Consider the following 17,616-nt stretch of genomic DNA (forward strand, 5'->3'; position numbering starts at 1 on the left):
GTATCCATGACCAGCACGCCTGACGACATTGATGACGATGATCTCTCCCCCGATGATGAGGCCGGTGACAGCCAGACCCTGACTGCGGATATCGAGACCGGCGAATCGGGCGAGCGGCTGGATCGCGTGCTGGCCGGTCATTTCACCGACCTTTCCCGCGCCCGCCTGCAGGCCCTGATCGCCGAAGGCCGCCTGAGCATCGACGGCAAGGTGATTGCCGACGGCAAGCACAAGGCGCGCGCCGGCACCTATGTGCTCAGCATCCCCGCCCCCGTCGCCGCTAAGCCCGAGCCTCAGGACATCCCACTCGATATTCTGTTCGAGGACGAGCACCTGATCGTGGTCAACAAGCCCGTCGGCATGGCGGCGCATCCGGCGCCCGGCACGCGCGACGGCACCCTGGTCAACGCCCTGCTTTTTCATTGCGGCGACACCCTGTCCGGCATTGGCGGCGTGCTGCGGCCTGGTATTGTCCACCGGCTCGACAAGGATACCTCCGGCATCCTCGTCGCGGCGAAATCGGATATCGCGCACCGCGCCCTGAGCGAGTTGTTCTCGCGCCACGATATCGACCGGGAATACAAGGCGATCGTCCGCGGCGCCCCGCGCTACATGTCCGGCACTGTGACCACGCGAATCGGCCGCTCGCACCATGACCGCAAGAAAATGGCCGTGCTGCGCGCCGGCGGCCGCGAGGCCATTACTCATTACCAGTTGGAAGAAGTCTACGGCGACACCAAGCCTTTAGCCGCGCTTCTGACCTGCCGGCTGGAGACCGGCCGCACCCACCAGATCCGCGTCCATATGGCCCATCTCGGCTGCCCCTGCCTCGGCGATCCGGTCTATGGTTCCGGTGCGCCGGCAAAGGAAGTTCAGGCCATTCTAAAGGAGCTGGATTTCAACCGCCAGGCGCTCCACGCCGGCCTTCTCGGCTTCATCCATCCGATCACCGGCCAGAAGTTGAAATTCAAAGCCCCCCTGCCCGACGACATGCAGGAACTCGCCGATGCCCTGGCGGATATGTATTAAAAATGAAAAGGAGCCGACCGGCTCCCGCCCGACGTTTCGGGCGAGCCTAACGACCACTTGGTCGTCGCGGCGCTTGAGCTATAATACTGCACTGCACTCACCTAAGTGTGATCATGTAACACCGCCGCCTGTGATACCTTTCTGCAACAAATTCGCAGCTTGATGCCATTTTTTTGCGATTTCGCAGTTTATGGGTCTTTTTTTCGCCGAAAGGCTTCCTAAATCTAGGCGCAGTTGTCGGGCAGGATATCCCCTTCGTCTGTGCTCCCCCTCACTGACAAGGCGCGGGTCTCATGTCCGACACACTTCCTTTTTCTGACCGTTCGTCAGAATCCCGACCAGAAACAGAAAATTCTACAGAAAGCGATGCGCCGATGAGTTCTCTTGCCCTGACCTCCTCCTCCTCGAACCTCGCCACCCGTGACGGTGCCAGCCTGCCGGCCCTGACGCCGGACGGCGGCCTCAATCGCTATCTGTCGGAAATTCGCAAGTTCCCCATGCTGGCAAAGGATGAAGAGTTCATGCTGGCCAAGCGCTGGACCGAGCATCAGGACCCCAAGGCCGCCCACAAGCTGGTCACCTCGCACCTGCGCCTCGTCGCCAAGATTGCCATGGGTTATCGCGGCTATGGCCTGCCGGTAGGCGAAGTCATTTCCGAAGGCAATGTCGGCCTTATGCAGGCGGTCAAGAAGTTCGACCCCGATCGCGGCTTCCGCCTGGCCACCTACGCCATGTGGTGGATCAAGGCATCTATTCAGGAATATGTCCTGCGCTCGTGGTCCCTGGTCAAGATGGGCACCACCGCCGCCCAGAAGAAGCTGTTCTTCAACCTGCGCAAGGTGAAATCGGAAATCTCGGCCTTGGAGGACGGCGACCTGCGCCACGAACATGTCGAGCAGATCGCCACCAAACTTGGCGTCTCAGAGGCCGATGTCGTCAGCATGAACCGCCGCATGTCCTCGGCCGATTCGTCGCTGAACGCGCCCTTACGCGCCGCCGAAGGCGAGTCGGAATGGCAGGACTGGCTGGTCGATGACACCCAGCAGTCGCAGGAAACCGTGCTCGCCGACAACGAGGAATACGGCCAGCGCATGGACCTGCTTCAGGCCGCCATGGGCGAACTGAACGACCGTGAAAAGGAAATCCTGACCGAGCGCCGCCTCAAGGATTCGCCGACCACGCTGGAAGACCTGGCCGAACGTTTTGGCGTCTCGCGCGAACGCGTCCGCCAGATCGAGGTCCGCGCCTTCGAAAAGCTGCAAAAGGCCATGGTCGCGGCGTCGCAGGCGGCCACACCGGTCACGGCCTGATGAATATAACTCCAGGTTGGATACAACCTGGCAAGGGCAAGCGCCCGCCGCGCATGTTTGCGCGTAAAGCCCCTGCGGCGATTGAGCTTGAACAAAGGTAATGCCCGCAGTCATAAATGACCGCGGGCATTATGCCGCGTTTTCTTTTTTGGCGTCGTCTATGCGGAACAGCTTGGCTAGGGCCGCCACCGGCGCCTTGAGCATCTCGCCTGTCATTTCATTCGACTTGTAAGCGGTGAAGACTTCCGTTACGGCGGCCTTGAACTTCGGGTCTGTGATCGCCTTGCAGGCCGGCACCAGAACTTCAAGCTGGGCCGTGATGGCGCGCCTGGCCTGTTTGCGGTCATTATCAAACTGATCGGCGGCGGCGCGCAGGATACGCACACTCTGCTCCAGGCGCTTCATGCCGTCCGACATATTCTCCGGCGGCCGCGTCGTCGCCCCGCCGAAGCCGGAATTGAAGCGCCGGCGGTCAGGTCCAACATACATTACCGCTTCGATCCAAGGCCGCGACTTGGTAACGACGTGGTCCAGACGCTGCAGCAGGTCACCTGAAGCAAACGGCTTCTTCATGATCTCGTCGCTGCCGCAATCGCGTGCCTGCTTCAGGATTTCCGGCAGGTCGTTCGGCGCCATCATGATCACCGGAACCTTGCGACACTTCATGTCCGAACGGCGCAGCCCGGTCACGAAGGACGCGCCTTCGATATTCGGTCCCTTGAGATCGCAGAAAATAATCTGCGGATCGAAATCCTGGCAGATCAGGGTGGCGCGGCGGTCATCCGTTTCGACCTGGACCTTTTCGGCCCCCAGCACGCGCAGCATATCCATCAGGATGCGGGCATAGGCCGGATTGCCTTCCAGCACCAATACCCGCTTCAGATGCGGTTTCAGTTTGGCTTCCAGTTTGGGATCGAGCGAAAACACGAGGACACTCTGCTGATATTGTGCCGCAATCCTATGCCCGATTAGTAAAAATAGATTTTATGGCGCTGCAAAATTCAAGCGAATTTAAAAAAGCAACGCGCATCGCCTAGTCCTGGAACGGATCACGCATGAGAATGGTGTCTTCTCGCACTTTTTTCCGTTTCCGGAAGCCACCACCCTGCCGTCAGTCCTGGAACGGATCACGCATGAGGATGGTGTCTTCTCGCTCAGGCGACGTGGAAAGCAACGCCACCGGTGCGCCGATCAGTTCCTCGATGCGGCGCACATATTTTACGGCGTTGCCCGGCAGGTCTTTCCACGAACGTGCGCCTTGCGTGCTCTCGCTCCAGCCTTCCAGTTCCTCATAAACCGGCTCAATGCCCTGCTGGTCCTTGAAACCGGCCGGCAGATAATCGAGCACCTGATCGCCCACCTTGTAGCCGACGCAGACCTTGATGGTTTCGATGCCGTCGAGGATGTCGAGCTTGGTGAGCGCGATGCCATCGATGCCGTTGATGGCGATGGACTGCCGCGCCAGAACCGCATCCAGCCAGCCGACGCGGCGGGCGCGGCCGGTGACCGTGCCGAATTCATGACCGCGCGTGGCGATGCCCTGGCCGATCTCGTCGAACAACTCGGTCGGGAACGGGCCGGAACCAACGCGGGTGGTATAGGCTTTCAGGATGCCCAGCACATAACCAACGCTCTTCGGCCCCATGCCGGAACCGGCGGCCGCCTGGCCGGCCACCGTGTTGGACGAGGTGACAAACGGATAGGTGCCGTGGTCGATATCGAGCAGTGCCCCTTGCGCGCCCTCGAACAGGATGCGCTTGCCTTCAGTCTTGGCTTTGTCGAGCACATACCAGGCCGGCTTGACGTGCGACAGCAGGCGCGGCGCGATGGCCTTGAGCTTTTCGGTCAGGGCGGCGACATCGACCGGAGCGAGCCCCAGGCCGGCCCGCAACGGGTTATGATGGGCCAGCAGACGGTCGATCTTGGCGTCCAGCGCGTCAAAATCGGCCAGGTCAGCTACTCGGATGGCGCGGCGCCCCACCTTGTCTTCGTAGGCCGGGCCAATGCCGCGGCCCGTGGTGCCAATCTTGCCGGCGCCGGCAGCCGCTTCGCGCGCCAGGTCGAGTTCGGAATGGATCGGCAGAATCAGGCAGGCATTGTCGGCGATCACCAGCAGGTCAGGCGTGATGCTCAAACCTTGCGCCTCGACTCGCGCGATTTCATCAAACAGCGCCCACGGATCGATGACCACGCCATTGCCGACGATCGACAGTTTGCCCTGAACGACGCCGGAGGGCAGCAGGGAGAGCTTGTAGACCTTGCCATCAACAACCAGCGTATGGCCGGCATTGTGGCCGCCCTGGAAACGCACGACGACATCGGCGCGATTTGAGAGCCAGTCGACAAGCTTGCCCTTGCCCTCGTCGCCCCACTGAGCGCCAATTACGGTTACGTTTGCCAAGATGATTGCTCCGGTCACAGAATATTGCAGCGCAGGCATAGATCGTTTTTCGGGCCATGCGCGTGTTAGCCGGTGGCACCCTATAGAGGATGAATCAGGGCTTGTAACCCATTATTTTAGCTCAAATGCCGCATGGCTCGCGCAAACATGCGCGGCGGGCGCTTGCCCTTGCCTCAGGCCAAAAGGCCTTCGGAAATTGAGAATTACGCCACTTCCAATGCGGTCAGCGCCTCGGCATAGGCCCATTCCAGCCAGGGCAGCAGGGAATCGATATCATCCGCCTCGACCGTGCAGCCGCACCAGATACGCAGCCCCGGAGGCGCGGCGCGATAGCCGTTGATATCAAAAGCCACGCCCTCGATCTCAAGCAGGGAAGCCATTTTCGCGGCCAGTTTCGCCTGCACCTCGGCCGGTTGCGACTGCACCGCCGGATCGACGAACTTCAGGCACACCGACGTGGTCGAGCGCGTCTCCGGAACTTCGGCGACGAAATCGATCCACGGTGTCGCTTCGACCCATTCGCGCAGAACATTGAAATTATGATTGCAGCGGTTGATCAGTCCTTCAAGACCGCCTTCCAGCGACGCCCAGCGCAGGGCATCGAGATAGTCCTCGATCACCAGGAAGGAATAGGTGTTGATGGCGTCGCCGCCAATGACCTTCATATCCGCTACTTGAGTATTATTTGGCCCCTTGGCCTTCAGGCGCAGCACCTTGGGGATCGGCCGGCCGGACTCCCAGCTATTAAGGCGGTCCAGGGCCTTGGGCGACAGCACCAGCACACCAAAGCCGGCCTCACCGCCCAGCGCCTTCTGAAAGGAGAAGGTGGCGACATCGAGTTTTTCCCAGGGCAGTTCCATGCAAAAGGCCGCGGAAGTGGCGTCACACAGCACCAGCCCCTTATGGTCATTCAGGAAATCCGAATTGGGCACGCGCACGCCAGACGTCGTGCCGTTCCATGGGAAGACCAGATCGGCCTCAGGGTCGATCTTCGACAGGTCCGGCAACTGGCCATAGAGCGCGCTCAGAACCTCGCAATCGAGCTTCAGATGGGTCACCGCGTCATCGGCCCACAACTGGCCGAAGCTTTCAAACGCCAGAAGCTGCACCTTGTGCTGGCCCAGCAGGTTCCACATGGCGGCTTCGAAGGCGCCGGTATCCGAAGCCGGCATGACCAGCACCTGATAATCAGCGGGTATTTGAAGGATCGAGCGCGTCAGATCGATGGCCTGGTTAAGCCGGCCTACCGTCACCTTAGAGCGGTTCGAGCGGCCCACCGGCGCGCCCGAAAGCGCCTGCACACTCCAGCCCGGACGCTTGCTGGTCGGGCCCGACGAAAACCACGGACGCTCAGGTGCGCGAGCAGGTTTGTTGGCGGAAAAGGTCGACATGCGGGCCCCTCGAATGCGGCAGATTTGAACCGCTCTTTGCGCTTTCGAGCCTGTCAGGGCAAGCCTTTTTTTGGTCGGGGCGGCTATCCTCCCTTAACAATGTGCGTGACCGAACAAAATCGCATTTTTCCGCCTTGCGCCTTAGGCTCTTTGTGGCGCCTGAAATTTATCATTCTGATTTCGTGGATAATTTTCTTCCGCCATGAACCGAATATGAACCGCGTCGTTCAGGTCAGGCTCAGGGGCCGCGTGTTTATATGGGTCATCGCTGATGGAACAGCGAAAACACAATACGGAGAAAGACGATGAAAAAGACCCTGATCACCCTGGCCGCCGCTGCTGCCGCCCTGACCACTCTTTCCGCCCCCGCCATCGCCAGCGCCCGCCCGGCGCATGTCGTGGTTGTCACCGACCATCGCGGCTCTGGTTGGAACCACCGCGATGACCGCGCCTCGGCGCAACTGAACAACCGCATCGCCCGACTGGATGCCCGTATCGACCAGGGCCGACGCACCGGCCAGATCAGCTACCGCGAAGGCCGCCGCCTGAATAACGAACTGAACCTGATTTCTTCACAAAAGCGCAGCTTCGAGCGTTCGGGCCGCGGCCTGAGTGTCAACGAAATCAGCCTGCTCGACAATCGCCTCGACCGTCTGCAAGGCCAGATCCGTTACGAAAAGCACGATTTCGACAATCGCCGCGGCTAACACTTAAATCCGTCTCATCCCTCAGGGCGCAAAACTCCGGTTCTGCGCCCTTTGGCTGTCTAAACTTAACTTATTGCGAAAATTAATTATTTTCCATCCTAACCGCCCCCTCCTTTGCCGACCGAATATATCAAACCCGACACATTGCCGCCTTCGCCAGCCCTTACAAATTCACGACCAAAACCCCAGCGCCTTCAATTCCGGCCAAAACCAGCCCCTTACATGAATACCGCCTGAAGCATCCTGTTCAGGTGCGCCTCAGTTTCGCAGGACTAGATTGGGGCCATCGCTGAAGACCAGCGAGGCACTCAAAAAGGAACACGACCATGAAAACCGCATCCACATCCGCTAAAGCCCTGATCGCCATGATCGTCATGAGCGCCGGCCTGAGCACAATGGCCCTTTCCGCCCAGGCCGCGCCGCAAGGTCACGCCCCCGCCGCGGCGGCCCATGCCCAATACGGCGTCGAAGCCGGTCGCAAGATCGAGGCCCGCATTCAGGATATCAAGGACCGCCTCGCAGACGGCAAACATTCGGGCCGCATCAGCCGTGCGGAAGGCAGCCGCCTCACCACCTCCCTGAACAGCATTGTTTCGCTGAAGCGTCAGTATGAGCGCTCTGGCCGTGGCCTGAGCCAGCCGGAGATCAATACTCTGAACACCAAGCTCGATATTCTGTCAGGGAAGGTCCGCGTTCAAGGCCACGATAACAACAGGCGTTAAAGGCGCTCAGAGGCCGCGCAGGCGCCTCGCAAAAGCTCGGGCGGCCCTTGGCCTTGCCAAAACGCCTTGCGTTTTGGAACTCAAAGCAGCCAGTTATGGCGCAGCGGCCCATGGCCCTGACCCAGGCCGGGGGCCATCAGGATCGCCCCGCCGACATAATCCCTCGCCAGCCCGACCGTTTCCTCAAGCGGCCGGGCGTCGCGCGTCAGGGCCGCGCAAGCCGAGGCAAGTGTACAGCCCGTGCCATGCGTATGCCGGGTATCGATGCGTTCGGAGGTAAAACGATGCTCACCCTGACGCGTGATCAGCAGGTCGACGACATCGGGCGTATCAATATGGCCGCCCTTGATCAGCACGTTCTTTGCGCCCATGGCCAACAGGGCCTCGCCCGCCTTGCGCATGCCGTCCTCGGTCTCGACCTTGAGACCGGTCAGCGCCGCCGCTTCCGGGGCATTGGGCGTCAAAAGGTCGGCCAGGGGCAGCATCAGAGCCTTCATGGCGTCGACCGCATGATGGTTCATCAGGGCATGGCCGCCTTTGGCCACCATCACCGGATCGATGACTGTGAAGACCTTCGCACCCTCGATCACCAGCGACACCGCTTCCATGACGGCGATATCAGCCAGCATCCCGGTCTTGATCGCGTCGGCGCCGATATCATCGAGGCAGGCTTTCGCCTGGGCGGTGATAAGGGCGGGCGGCACCGCCATCACGTCGGATACACCCAGCGTATTCTGCACGGTCAGGGCGGTGATCGCCGTCATGGCATAGCCGCCCAGGCAGGTCACCGCCTTGATATCGGCCTGGATGCCGGCGCCGCCCGATGAATCGGAACCGGCGATGATTAAAACACGCTGCATACTTGTCCTTAATGGCCGAATAGGCTCATAGATGGAACCAACTTCCGGCCGATTCCCCGGCCGGCAAGGGCGACCGCCCGCCGCCGCTGATGCGGCGAGCCATGCGGCGCTTGAGCTCTCAAATAGGAGGGGTGGATGCCCCTGACAACCTCGTTTTACAAAAGCGCCATTCCGCGCGGCACCTATCGCCACTATAAAAACAAGCTCTATCGCGTCTTCGGCACCGTTACCGATTCGGAAACCGAGGAAGACCTGGTGCTTTATGCGCCGCTCGGCCAGACCGCCGGTGAGGCCCGCCTGTGGGTGCGGCCGTTGTCCATGTTCACCGAGACGGTCATGACCGAAAAAGGCGCCGTGCCGCGCTTTGCCTTTGTCGAAGCCTTTTCTGATTTTACGGAAGGCGACAATTGAGCGAGTCCGATCGGTGGATAGAACTGGAACCGGAGGCCTTTGCCGATAACGGTCATCCGATCCTGCGCGCCATGCGCGGGACGCTGATCCTTGTCCGCCTCAATCAGATTGACGCCAATGACGAGATGACCAGCTATGAGATTTTGGCGGGACAACTGATCCGCGCCAATCGTTCGGAAGGCTTTGTTCTGTCGCTGGTCGGCAAAAAATCCGGTCAGGAACTGTTCCTGCCGCTGGTGCCGGCGGCCTTCAACCTGCAACCACCGGGGCAATACATGCTGAGCTGCGGCTCGGTGATCGAAAACCCGGTTTTTCTCGGCGCCTTCGACGTATACAGGCCCTCATGATCGACAAGATGCTTCACGATCCGTTTCTGCTGATCTGCGGCGCGCTGTTTATCGCCATCGCCGTGCTGATGCTGGTGCAGAAGCTGCGTAATCGCCCATGACATCGCCGCGAAGCGGAAGCGCCTCGCCCGTCCACCGGCGATAGCGGTAGCATGTGCTTATAAGGCATATCTGCGTCATCTGTGGACGTCCTTCCTGACGACGCCAGAGCGCGCGCAGAGGTTTGTTTTGATCCACAGATTACACAGATTACACAGATATTTAGGGCAATTTCGCGCTACCGCTATCGACGGCGAGCGAACCGGGCAGATGTTTAAACCTCGTCCTGGCGGATGCCATCCCAGGGTTCGCGTTTGACCACATATTGCAGCGGCCAGACATTCTCACGCGAGCGCCCGCAGCGCGGGCAGTCGGTTTCGTGCGGCTCGAAGACGCCATAGAAGAAATTACCGCGATCGGCGCCCTTCGTATCGACATGCTTGCCGCAGCGCGGGCACAGGAAGAAGAACTGCGAGATGGCGATGCCAAGGAAGGCGAAGGAAAAGGCCAGCGGCGCAGTATCGCCCAGCGCGCCGATCAGGCAGATCGGCAGCAGGATGAGATAGATGATGGCGCGCGTGCGATAGCTCAAGTTTCAGGCTCCTTGGAGCGCGCTCCATACCCGCATGGCCTGCCTCATGGCAAGCACATCATGGACTCGCACCATTTTAACGCCATTGGCAATGGCGTGCAAATGCACCGCCAGGGTGCCGCCGATGCGCTGCTGGGCAGCGGCGGCGACCGCCCCTTCCCGCTCTTCCAAAGCGGCGATAAAGCGCTTGCGCGAGGCCGCCATCAGCAGCGGAAAGCCATGCGATGCCAGCCGGTCCGCGGCGCGGATCAGGGCCAGGTTATGATCGAGCGTCTTGCCGAACCCAATGCCGGGATCGAGCCAGATACGGCCACGCGCCACACCGGCCTGCATGGCGGCCTCGGCGCGCGCCAGCAGCCAGGCTTCCACCTCGCCCACCACATCGTCATAATGCGGCGCGGCCTGCATGGTGCGCGGTTCGCCCTGCATGTGCATCAGGATAATATCGCCACCCAGTTCCGCCGCGACTTCAAGGCTCTCAGGCGTGTGAGACAAGGCCGTGACATCGTTCCAGACGGTAGCCCCAGCCTGAAAAGCGGCGCGCGCCACCTGGGGTTTGAGTGTATCGATACTGATCGCGCCCGGCCATTCAGCGGCGATGGCAGAGATAACCGGCAACACACGGGCAATTTCCGCTTCGGCGCTGACCGGCTCTGCCCCCGGCCGGGTCGATTCCCCGCCGATATCGAGCACATCGGCGCCTTCCGCGATCAGCCTCCGCGCCTGGGCCACGGGATCATAGGCGCCGCCATCGGAAAAGCTGTCGGGCGTCACGTTAATGATGCCCATGACCAGCGGTCCATGGGTGGTGCGGCTGAGCAAGGTCATTTCAGCCCGGCATCCCGCGCCGCCAGCAGGGACAGGCCGGTCAGATCGAGATGACCTTCGCCGCCCTCCACCAGCCGGCCCAGGCGGGCCCGCAACAGGTCATTGAGCGGCATGGAAACACCCAAACTATCCGCCGCTTCGCCTGCCAGTCGCATGTCCTTGGCGGCCAGCACCGCCGCGAAACCGGCGGGCTCGAATTTTTCCGAGACGATCAGGGCGCCATAATTTTTATAGATCGGCGCGCCGAACAGGGTTGAGGTCAGGAAATCCAGCAGATCAGCCTTTTCGACCCCGCCCTTGGCGACAAGCGCCATAGCCTCACCCAGCGCTTCTGTGACATTGACGATCAGGAAATTGCCCGCCAGCTTGACGAGATTGGCGGCTGAGGGTTTGTCACCGAAGACCTGCACCCTTTGGCCGATGACGTCCAGCAGCGGCATGGCCTTGGCGATGGCTTCCGGCGTGCCGGCCGCGGCGATAAACAGCTTGCCTTCGGCGGCTACCGGCGGACGTCCAAACACGGGCGCCGAAACGTAGTGCTGTCCTCTGGCGGCATGAGCCTCGGTCAGTTTATCAGCAAGGGCCACGCTGATGGTGCTGAGGGAGATATGGACACCGCCGGCCGGCAGGCTGGCGAGGATGGCTTCCGAAACGCCTTCAACCGCCGCATCATCGGCCAGCATGGTGAAGACGGCGTCGCCCCGGCTGGCATCGGCGGGCGTGGCCGCGCGGATGGCACCACCGGCGACCAGCGGATCAGCCTTTTCCGGCGAACGGTTCCATACGGAGACCTCGTGCCCTGCCCTGACCAGATTGGGCGCAATCGCTGCCCCCATACTGCCCAAACCGATAAACCCGACCTTCATGATGTTTCTCCTCCAGACTTGGGAAAACTTGACCTTACTTCTCCTCCCTTGCGAGCCTCTTGGCGAAGCGGGGGAGGTGTCAGCGCGAAGCCCGTGAGGGCTGGTGTCGCTGACGGAGGGGGCTTCCCCCATAGAAATGCCCCCTCCGACATGAGTTCGCCCTCCACCTCCCTCACAATGAAGTTGCCACTTCGCCAAGAGGCTCGCAAGGGAGGAGAAAGACTTATACCGGCTTACCGATCCGCTTGATTTCCCATTGCAGGTCTATACCCAGCTTGGTCATGACATCGGCGCGGACGGCCTCGCCCAGACCTTCCAGTTCGGCCGCCGTGGCATCGCCCGTATTGATCATGAAATTGGAATGCAGTTCCGAGAACTTGGCGGCACCGAACAGCTTGCCGCGCCAGCCGGCTTCATCGACACACTGCCAGGCGCTCTTGCCTTCGGGGTTCTTGAAGGTCGAGCCGCCGGTCTTTTCACGGATCGGCTGGGTCTGCTCGCGGCGGGCCGTGATCGCTTCCATGCGTTCGGTGACCGCCGCCGCATCGTCCGGCGTCCCCTGGAACAGCGCGCCGGTATAGATGACGCCTTCCGGTTCGGAATGACGATAGCGGAAGCCCATATCAGCATTGGAAATGGTGACGCGTTCGCCGGCGCGGGTAATGGCATAGGCCTCGACCAGTACGTCCTTGGTTTCCGAACCATAGCAGCCGGCATTCATGGTCAGGGCGCCGCCGATGGTGCCCGGCACGCCGCGATAGAATTCCAGTCCGGCAATGCCATTGTGCGCGGCCACCTTGGCAACATTGGCATCCAGCGCCGCCGCGCCGGCCTCAATACGGGCATCGCCACGCGGAATGACATCGGCGAAATTGCGACCGAGACGAATAACCACCCCCTCAATGCCGCCATCGCGCACCAGCAGGTTGGAACCGACGCCGATGGTCAGGACGGGGATACCCGGATCGAGGTTCTTCAGGAATTCGCTGAGATCAGCGGCATCTTCCGGCAGGAAGATGACATCCGCCGGTCCGCCGACGCGGAACCAGGTGAAGGGCGCCAGCGCCGCGCGGGTCATGATCTTACCGCGCACCGGTGGCAGGTCGGCGATCCAGGCGTGGGAGTCGTGGCTCATGCTTTCAGCGGTTCCAATTGCGCAGGCAACGCATAGGCCCACTGGGTAATATCGCCGGCGCCGAGGCAGACCACCAGATCACCCGGCTTGGCTTCCGCCGCCACCAGACCGGCCAGATGCGCTGGCGTATCGAGCGCCACGGCATGGCGGTGGCCGAAGCGGTGCAAACCTTCCACCAGATGCGCCTTATCGACGCCTTCGATCGGCTGTTCGCCCGCCGAATAGACATCCGCCACGATCACCATGTCGGCGTCATGGAAGCAGGAGGAGAACTCGTTCATCAGGTCGCGCAGGCGCGTATAGCGGTGCGGCTGGACCACGGCAATGACGCGACCCGTAGTCACCTGGCGCGCGGCCTTGAGCACGGCGGCGATCTCGACCGGATGGTGGCCATAGTCGTCGATCACGCGGATGCCATCGACCACACCGGTGGTCGTGAAGCGGCGCTTGACCCCGCCGAAGCCGGCCAGGCCCTTGCGGATGGCGTCTTCACCTATGCCCAGTTCACGGGCGATGGCGATGGCGGCCGTAGCGTTGGAGACATTGTGGTTGCCGGTCATCGGCAGCTTCAGCCCGGCCCAGGTGAAGGGCTCCACACCAGAAGGCGAGAAGGTCACGTCGAAGACGGCGCCTTCCGGGCCAAATTCGATATTGGCGCAGCGCACCTCGGCCTGCGGGCTGACACCGTAAGGGATCAGCCGGCGGTTATCGATCTTGGCGGCCAGGGCCTGCACTTCCGGATGGTCGATGCAGACGGCGGCGAAACCATAGAACGGGATGTTTTCGACGAAATCGACAAAGCCCTTCTTCACAGCCTCGAAGTCACCCCAGTGATCGAGATGCTCGGCGTCGATATTGGTGACGATGGCCAGGGTCGATTTGAGGCGCAGAAAGGAGCCGTCGGACTCATCGGCCTCGACCACGATCCAGTCGCCGTCGCCCACCTTGGCATTGGTGCCGTAATTGTTGATGATACCGCCATTGACGACCGTGGGGTCTTTGCCGCCGGCATCGAGCAGGGCCGCCACCATGGAGGTGGTCGTCGTCTTGCCGTGGGTGCCGCCTACCGCGATGGAGAATTGCAGTCGCATCAGTTCGGCCAGCATTTCGGCGCGACGCACCAGAGGGATGCGGCGGCGGCGTGCTTCCACCATTTCGGGGTTATCCTGCTTCACCGCGGTCGAATAGACCAGGGCGCAGACCCCTTCCGAGACGTGCGCCGCTTCATGACCGATGAAGATTTCGGCGCCCAGCTTCTGGAGGCGCTCGGTATTGGCCGATGCCTTGGCGTCCGAGCCCTGCACCTTGTAGCCGATCTTGATCATGATCTCGGCGATGCCGCTCATGCCGATGCCGCCAATGCCGACAAAATGGACGGGGCCGAGATCGAAAGGCGTCGGGCGTTTGGAGTGGATGGTCATGGGCAGTTTTCGCAGACAGAATTGAGGTGGGATTCGGCTTTAGACCATCACGGTCAGGCTGTCACGAAGCTTTATCGGCCTTTGGCTTTAGCATCCCCTGGAACGGCTTTTCGCCCTTTCCCTGCGTCACGTCCTCGCCCGTATAGAGCCGACGAATGAGGGTATAGATGATCACCGTCAGCGGCATGGCGAACAGCACGCCCATCGGCCCCAGCAGGCCGGCGAAGCCAATCACCGCGAACAGGGTCACGATCACCGGAATGGAAGCGATGCTGCGCTGGACCATCGGTGTGATGAAGTTGCTCTCCAGTTGCGACACGCCGACATAGATGACCAGTGCCCAGATGAAGGTCTGCCAGCCGGAAACCGCCGCCAGCAGCAGCCCCGGACCGGCGGAGACCACGGGACCGACAATCGGCACGAACTGCGCCAGGCCGGACACAAGGCCTAGCGCCAGGGCCGAGGGCACCCCAAGTACGGACAAGCCAATGCCAGTGAGCGTTCCCACCAGCACCATGGAAATGAACTGGCCGACGAACCACAGCCGCAGGGCATGGCCCGCCACATTCATGGCGTCACGTACCTTTTCCTTGTGCTGATCAGCAATCAGGAAAACCACGCCATCGCGGTACTTGCCGGGGTTGATGGCCAGAATGATGCCGGCAATGGTCGCCACCAGCAGGTTGGCCAGGGCGCCAAAAACATTGCCGGCGATGCTGGGCAGCTTCGAGGCCACGCCGCCGGCCTGCTGTCCTAGGCTCTGCATCTGTTTCTGCACCTCGTCATTCAGTCCCAGTGACACCAGTCGCTTTTGCAAGGCGGCCCAGGCTGCAGGCAATTGTTCGGTCAGGTTATGCGTCTGCGAAACCAGCTCATATCCGAACAGGGCGAAGGTCACGGAGATAAAGGCCAGGACCAGCACCAGCACGGTCAGTACGGCAAAGGTATCGTTGAGCGGCGTGTATTTGATCAGCGGCTCCGCCAGGGCGCGCAGGACGGTGGCGATAACGATGGCCCCAAAGATCAGCAGCCACAGGCCCAGCAGTTTGAAGACCAGCAGGGCGGCCGCGATGGCGAGGATGACGAACAGCACCCTTTGCATGAAACCGACGCCGAGTGCCTTTTCCATCGCGTTCTATCCCTTGATTCGTTTTACAGTACGCTCGACAAGATCAGCCAGCAATCTGGCCGCATCGGGGCGCGCCACCGATTTCGCCGCGCCTGCGCGCATCGGCAAGAGCGCCGCGCCTTCGATCAGGGTGCGGATTTCGCTGCACAGCTTTTCCGCCGTCACATCGTCTTCGCGGATGACCACAGCGGCCTTGGCGGCTTTCAGCACCTCGGCATTATAGGTCTGGTGGTCGTCGGCGGCGATCTTGAGCGGAATGAGGATGGAGGGCTTTCCGGCCACCGCCAGTTCACAGACGGTAGAAGCTCCGGCCCGGCCGATGACGATATGCGCCCGGCCCAGGCGTTCGGCCATATCGATAAAGAACGGCGCCACCTCGGCATCGATCTCGGCGTCCCGGTAGATTTTCGTCGCCATGTCGATCTGGTCGGCGCGGGTCTGCTGCTCGACATGCAGATTGATGCGCAGGGAAACCGGCAGCAGGGCCAGGGCTTGCGGCACGGTTTCGGACAATATCTTCGCGCCCTGCGATCCGCCCGTCACCAGGATGCGGATGGTTGGATCGATAGGGGGGTAAGGTGCATCGTAGAGCGCCCTAATATCCGGCCGCACCGGGTTTCCGACCACCTGCACCCGGCCTTCCATCTCCGCCGGCGCCATGCGCAAAACCGGAAAGGCACAGGCCACGGCGTCCACCTGCTTCACCAACTGGCGGTTTGAACGGCCAAGCACTGAATTCTGCTCATGGATGAGCGTGATATCCTTGCGCCCAAGCGCCGCCATCAGGGCCGGATAGGACGGATAACCACCAAAGCCGATCACCGCCCAGGGCTTAAGGCGCTTGAAGGCTTTCCGCGCCTGCATGATGCCCAGGCCGATCTTGATGGCCGCCCGCGCCATGCCGATCGGATCGCTTTTTTTGAAGGTGGCCGCATCCAGGGAGAGGCGTTCAATGGCGGGGAAATTGGCCGCAAAGGCCGCGCCGCGCTTATCCGAGGCTAGGACCACATCCCAGCCCCGTTCATTCAGTTCGCGGGCCAGCGCTTCGGCGGGAAACATATGCCCGCCGGTGCCACCTGCCGCCACAACGGCCAAAGGCTTTTCGGAAAAGGAAGACGCTTTGCGTCTCGGTTTGGCTTTTTTAGCGGTGGCCATCTAGTCCCCGGAACCGGCGTACTCAAATCTGGAAATCACCATAGCGGGTTCTGAATAAAAAACTAAATCGTTTCTGGCCTGTATTTACCATTTTGTCGGATCGTCCTGCGGTATTTCTTCCTGGCGCCGGCGTGTTAAAGCCAAAATGAAGCCGAGCGTCAGCCCCATGGCCAGCATGGACGAGCCGCCGTAGGAAATAAACGGCAGGGTCATGCCCTTGGGGGGAATCAGGCCGAGATTGACCGACACATTGATCAGCACCTGCATACCCAGCATGATGTAAAGTCCGGAGGTGGCGATCTGACGGAAAGGATCCTGCATCGCCATGGCCTTGAGCAGGCCGCGGATGATGATGAAGGCGAAAATGCCGATAATGATCAGGATCAGCCACAGGCCGTATTCTTCCGCCACCACCGAATAGATGAAATCTGTATGCAGGTCGGGAATCAGGCGCTTCATCGTGCCTTCATTGAGCCCGACGCCGAACAGGCCGCCATTGGCGATGGCCGCCTTGGCACGGGCCACCTGGAAGCCGGAATCGGCGTCCGGCGAAATGAAGCCCATGATGCGGTTACGAAAGTGCGGCTGGATGAAGAACAGCCCCACCAGGCCGGTGCCGGCCGCGCCCAGCATCCCGATGATCCAGCGAAACGGCACGCCCGAAATGAAGAAACAGGCCCCGAAAGCAATGGTGATCAGGATTGACTGCCCGACATCGGGCTGGATCAGCAGCAGTCCGATGGCCAGGGCATAGAGACAGAAGGCGACGGTCACGCCCGGCACGCCCTTGCCTTTCTGGCCTTCGCAGAACATCCATGCGATCAACACGATCAGGGCCGGCTTGAGGAATTCCGACGGCTGGAGCGCCACGGGCCCCAGTTCCAGCCAGCGCCGGCCGCCCTTGGCGGCATGGCCGATCAGCGGCAGCATGGCCATGATCGAGATGGCGCCGCCATAGGCCAGCACACTCACGCGCTTTACCCCCTTCAGCGACAGCATGGATACCATGATCATCACCGCCGCCGTCAGCAGGGCGAAAACGAAATGGCGCTTGGTGTAATAAAAGGTATCGTAATGGCTGGTATGCGGCGCCGCCACCGGCGATGACGAAAACGAGAAGAAAAAGCCCAGAACCAGCAGGATCAGCGCCAGGGTCAGGGTGACACGGTCCAGCGTCCACCACCAGATGGCGGTCGGCGAGCGATCGGTGCGCGTGAACGGATGGGCGTAAGCGTGAGCCATGGACGAACCTTGGACGGTTTGATGTGTGGAC

Annotated in this window: 18 protein-coding genes; 6 read left to right on the plus strand and 12 right to left on the minus strand. The window is 61.2% G+C overall.

Annotated features, from left to right (window positions below):
* The first annotated feature begins 6 nt into the window (after window positions 1–6).
* Both BLO49_RS05805 and rpoH read left to right on the plus strand, forming a co-directional pair.
* On the plus strand, window positions 7–1,029 hold the full coding sequence (locus BLO49_RS05805; RefSeq protein WP_090645382.1) for an RluA family pseudouridine synthase: 1,023 nt from the start codon (window positions 7–9) through the stop codon (window positions 1,027–1,029).
* A 374-nt stretch (window positions 1,030–1,403) separates the two neighbouring features.
* The gene (rpoH, locus tag BLO49_RS05810) at window positions 1,404–2,339 is read left to right on the plus strand and encodes an RNA polymerase sigma factor RpoH (protein ID WP_245678871.1); all 936 of its coding nucleotides are present in this window, start codon (window positions 1,404–1,406) and stop codon (window positions 2,337–2,339) included.
* Between the two features lie 129 nt (window positions 2,340–2,468).
* On the opposite strand, the gene BLO49_RS05815 is transcribed toward rpoH, so the two are convergent.
* The 3 genes from BLO49_RS05815 to BLO49_RS05825 form a co-directional block, all read right to left on the minus strand.
* Window positions 2,469–3,266: a response regulator gene (locus BLO49_RS05815; RefSeq protein WP_090645385.1), complete on the minus strand. Its 798-nt coding sequence runs from the start codon at window positions 3,264–3,266 to the stop codon at window positions 2,469–2,471.
* A 184-nt stretch (window positions 3,267–3,450) separates the two neighbouring features.
* Entirely contained in the window at window positions 3,451–4,740 is a 1,290-nt protein-coding gene (locus tag BLO49_RS05820) for an adenylosuccinate synthase (RefSeq protein WP_090646179.1), read from the minus strand.
* A gap of 203 nt (window positions 4,741–4,943) precedes the next feature.
* Window positions 4,944–6,131, minus strand: coding sequence for a phosphoserine transaminase (locus BLO49_RS05825; protein WP_090645388.1), 1,188 nt, complete (start codon window positions 6,129–6,131; stop codon window positions 4,944–4,946).
* Window positions 6,132–6,436: 305 nt separating this feature from the next.
* On the opposite strand from BLO49_RS05825, the gene BLO49_RS05830 reads away from it, so the two are divergent.
* Entirely contained in the window at window positions 6,437–6,838 is a 402-nt protein-coding gene (locus tag BLO49_RS05830; RefSeq protein WP_090645391.1) for a hypothetical protein, read from the plus strand.
* 326 nt (window positions 6,839–7,164) lie between these two features.
* A complete protein-coding gene (locus tag BLO49_RS05835) occupies window positions 7,165–7,560 on the plus strand; it encodes a hypothetical protein (RefSeq protein WP_090645394.1) in 396 nt (131 codons plus the stop codon).
* An 80-nt stretch (window positions 7,561–7,640) separates the two neighbouring features.
* Here BLO49_RS05835 and thiD read toward each other — a convergent pair whose 3' ends face one another.
* Window positions 7,641–8,420: a bifunctional hydroxymethylpyrimidine kinase/phosphomethylpyrimidine kinase gene (gene thiD, locus BLO49_RS05840; RefSeq protein ID WP_090645397.1), complete on the minus strand. Its 780-nt coding sequence runs from the start codon at window positions 8,418–8,420 to the stop codon at window positions 7,641–7,643.
* Between the two features lie 135 nt (window positions 8,421–8,555).
* Between thiD and BLO49_RS05845 the strand changes: the two genes are divergently transcribed.
* Together BLO49_RS05845 and BLO49_RS05850 are read left to right on the plus strand one after the other, a co-directional pair.
* Window positions 8,556–8,831 carry a DUF1653 domain-containing protein gene (locus BLO49_RS05845; protein ID WP_090645400.1) on the plus strand — a complete coding sequence of 92 codons (276 nt, stop codon included), beginning with the start codon at window positions 8,556–8,558 and terminating at the stop codon, window positions 8,829–8,831.
* The gene (locus tag BLO49_RS05850) at window positions 8,828–9,178 is read left to right on the plus strand and encodes a hypothetical protein (protein WP_090645403.1); all 351 of its coding nucleotides are present in this window, start codon (window positions 8,828–8,830) and stop codon (window positions 9,176–9,178) included. The genes BLO49_RS05845 and BLO49_RS05850 overlap by 4 nt, the downstream gene beginning before the upstream one ends.
* 313 nt (window positions 9,179–9,491) lie before the next feature.
* Here BLO49_RS05850 and BLO49_RS05855 read toward each other — a convergent pair whose 3' ends face one another.
* The 8 genes from BLO49_RS05855 to BLO49_RS05890 all read right to left on the minus strand — a co-directional run bounded on the left by BLO49_RS05855 (window position 9,492) and on the right by BLO49_RS05890 (window position 17,585).
* A complete protein-coding gene (locus BLO49_RS05855; RefSeq protein ID WP_090645406.1) occupies window positions 9,492–9,809 on the minus strand; it encodes a hypothetical protein in 318 nt (105 codons plus the stop codon).
* A 3-nt stretch (window positions 9,810–9,812) separates the two neighbouring features.
* The gene (folP, locus tag BLO49_RS05860; RefSeq protein WP_245678873.1) at window positions 9,813–10,637 is read right to left on the minus strand and encodes a dihydropteroate synthase; all 825 of its coding nucleotides are present in this window, start codon (window positions 10,635–10,637) and stop codon (window positions 9,813–9,815) included.
* A complete protein-coding gene (locus BLO49_RS05865; RefSeq protein WP_090645409.1) occupies window positions 10,634–11,503 on the minus strand; it encodes an NAD(P)-dependent oxidoreductase in 870 nt (289 codons plus the stop codon). The genes folP and BLO49_RS05865 overlap by 4 nt, the downstream gene beginning before the upstream one ends.
* Window positions 11,504–11,726: 223 nt before the next feature.
* Window positions 11,727–12,638 (minus strand): UDP-N-acetylmuramate dehydrogenase, encoded by a 912-nt coding sequence (murB, locus tag BLO49_RS05870; protein ID WP_090645412.1) that lies wholly within the window; start codon window positions 12,636–12,638, stop codon window positions 11,727–11,729.
* Complete coding sequence (gene murC / locus BLO49_RS05875) at window positions 12,635–14,059, minus strand: UDP-N-acetylmuramate--L-alanine ligase (RefSeq protein ID WP_090645415.1); 1,425 nt, start codon at window positions 14,057–14,059, stop codon at window positions 12,635–12,637. Before murC ends, murB begins: the two co-directional genes overlap by 4 nt.
* A 61-nt stretch (window positions 14,060–14,120) precedes the next feature.
* Complete coding sequence (locus BLO49_RS05880; RefSeq protein WP_090645418.1) at window positions 14,121–15,188, minus strand: AI-2E family transporter; 1,068 nt, start codon at window positions 15,186–15,188, stop codon at window positions 14,121–14,123.
* 6 nt (window positions 15,189–15,194) lie between these two features.
* Window positions 15,195–16,343, minus strand: a complete 1,149-nt coding sequence (murG, locus tag BLO49_RS05885) for an undecaprenyldiphospho-muramoylpentapeptide beta-N-acetylglucosaminyltransferase (RefSeq protein ID WP_090645422.1) — start codon at window positions 16,341–16,343, stop codon at window positions 15,195–15,197.
* Between the two features lie 84 nt (window positions 16,344–16,427).
* On the minus strand, window positions 16,428–17,585 hold the full coding sequence (locus BLO49_RS05890) for an FtsW/RodA/SpoVE family cell cycle protein (RefSeq protein ID WP_090645425.1): 1,158 nt from the start codon (window positions 17,583–17,585) through the stop codon (window positions 16,428–16,430).
* Between the last annotated feature and the right edge of the window lie 31 nt (window positions 17,586–17,616).

Origin of the sequence: Asticcacaulis taihuensis, from assembly GCF_900100255.1 — a bacterium.
Lineage (GTDB): Bacteria > Pseudomonadota > Alphaproteobacteria > Caulobacterales > Caulobacteraceae > Asticcacaulis > Asticcacaulis taihuensis.

What these genes read in the sequence shown, in the direction of transcription:
- BLO49_RS05890 (WP_090645425.1), bottom strand. Translation starts at nt 17,585, where the DNA reads ATGGCTCACGCTTACGCCCATCCGTTCACGCGCACCGATCGCTCGCCG.
- rpoH (WP_245678871.1), top strand. Translation starts at nt 1,404, where the DNA reads ATGAGTTCTCTTGCCCTGACCTCCTCCTCCTCGAACCTCGCCACCCGT.
- BLO49_RS05865 (WP_090645409.1), bottom strand. Translation starts at nt 11,503, where the DNA reads ATGAAGGTCGGGTTTATCGGTTTGGGCAGTATGGGGGCAGCGATTGCG.
- BLO49_RS05805 (WP_090645382.1), top strand. Translation starts at nt 7, where the DNA reads ATGACCAGCACGCCTGACGACATTGATGACGATGATCTCTCCCCCGAT.
- BLO49_RS05880 (WP_090645418.1), bottom strand. Translation starts at nt 15,188, where the DNA reads ATGGAAAAGGCACTCGGCGTCGGTTTCATGCAAAGGGTGCTGTTCGTC.
- murG (WP_090645422.1), bottom strand. Translation starts at nt 16,343, where the DNA reads ATGGCCACCGCTAAAAAAGCCAAACCGAGACGCAAAGCGTCTTCCTTT.
- BLO49_RS05825 (WP_090645388.1), bottom strand. Translation starts at nt 6,131, where the DNA reads ATGTCGACCTTTTCCGCCAACAAACCTGCTCGCGCACCTGAGCGTCCG.
- thiD (WP_090645397.1), bottom strand. Translation starts at nt 8,420, where the DNA reads ATGCAGCGTGTTTTAATCATCGCCGGTTCCGATTCATCGGGCGGCGCC.
- folP (WP_245678873.1), bottom strand. Translation starts at nt 10,637, where the DNA reads ATGACCTTGCTCAGCCGCACCACCCATGGACCGCTGGTCATGGGCATC.
- murC (WP_090645415.1), bottom strand. Translation starts at nt 14,059, where the DNA reads ATGACCATCCACTCCAAACGCCCGACGCCTTTCGATCTCGGCCCCGTC.
- murB (WP_090645412.1), bottom strand. Translation starts at nt 12,638, where the DNA reads ATGAGCCACGACTCCCACGCCTGGATCGCCGACCTGCCACCGGTGCGC.
- BLO49_RS05830 (WP_090645391.1), top strand. Translation starts at nt 6,437, where the DNA reads ATGAAAAAGACCCTGATCACCCTGGCCGCCGCTGCTGCCGCCCTGACC.
- BLO49_RS05835 (WP_090645394.1), top strand. Translation starts at nt 7,165, where the DNA reads ATGAAAACCGCATCCACATCCGCTAAAGCCCTGATCGCCATGATCGTC.
- BLO49_RS05845 (WP_090645400.1), top strand. Translation starts at nt 8,556, where the DNA reads ATGCCCCTGACAACCTCGTTTTACAAAAGCGCCATTCCGCGCGGCACC.